Below are 1,149 nucleotides of genomic sequence, written 5' to 3' on the forward strand. Positions count from 1 at the left end.
ACCACACCCTCACATCCCCACCACCCCCTGGCACCACACCCGCCACTGGATCGACACGGCAGCTGCTGCTCCAGTGAGGCTGCGGCACAACGCTTCCCGGGACGCCGGTCTGACGCCCGCCCGCTCGGCGCGAAAGGGCGACGGCACCCCGATTGATGAGTGGTCCTACGAAGTCGGCTGGCCCGTACGGCCGCTCCCGCAGGCCGATGCCGCGACGACCGGCCGGTGGCTGGTCGTGGGCGACACCGGATTGGCGGACGAACTCGGCCGCGTCGCCGGGGCCCAACGCATCGAGGGACTGGAGTTCGGCGCCCTCGCGGACGACGAGGTGCTGCACGGGGCCCTCAACCGGGTCGATCGGGTGCTCTTCGCGCCGCCCGCCTGCGAACCGTCGGCCGGGGCGGCATATCGGCTGTTCCACCAGGCCCGCCGGCTCGCGGCGGCGATGGCGGCCGCCGCCTCGCCGCCCAAACTGTTCATCGTCACCCGCAACGGCCAGCCCATCGCCGAGGGCGATCGTGCCAACCCCGCACACGGGACACTGTGGGGACTGGGACGCACCCTCGCACTCGAACACCCCGAAATCTGGGGCGGTCTCATCGATTTCGATGATGCGGTACCGGCCGAGCTGGCCGTGCCGCGGCTGCTGGCCGAAGCCGCCGGCACCGACGGCGAGGATCAGGTGGTCTACCGGCAGGGCGTGCGCCACGTCCCGCGACTGCAACGCCGCGTCCTGCCGACCGACGCAGTGGCCTTGGACGGCGATGCCTGCCAGCTGGTCATCGGCGCCACCGGCAACATCGGCCCACACCTGATCCGCCAACTCGCCCGGATGGGCGCCAAGACGATCGTGGCGGTGTCGCGCAACCCCGGTTCGCGGCTCGACGAACTGACCGAAAGCCTTGCCGCGGGCGGGATCAAGCTCGTCGCCGTCGCCGCCGACGCCGCCGACGAGGCCGCGATGGCCGAACTGTTCCACCGGTTCGGCACCGACCTGCCGCCCGTGGAGGGCGTCTACTTGGCGGCGTACGCCGGCGGTCCGGTGCTGCTCGACGAGATGACGGACGACGATGTCACGGCGATGTTCGCGCCCAAGCTCGACGCCGCAGCGGTGCTGCACCGGCTGACCCTGACCACACCGGTGCGCCA

1 protein-coding gene is annotated in these 1,149 nt (G+C 71.7%); it reads left to right on the top strand.

What is annotated here, in order from left to right; translation table 11 throughout:
* Positions 1-1,149: SDR family NAD(P)-dependent oxidoreductase (locus A5681_RS18045; protein ID WP_156738039.1), on the top strand; the 1,149-nt coding region annotated here is incomplete at both ends.

Source organism: Mycobacterium scrofulaceum (assembly GCF_001667885.1).
Classification (GTDB): domain Bacteria; phylum Actinomycetota; class Actinomycetes; order Mycobacteriales; family Mycobacteriaceae; genus Mycobacterium; species Mycobacterium scrofulaceum_C.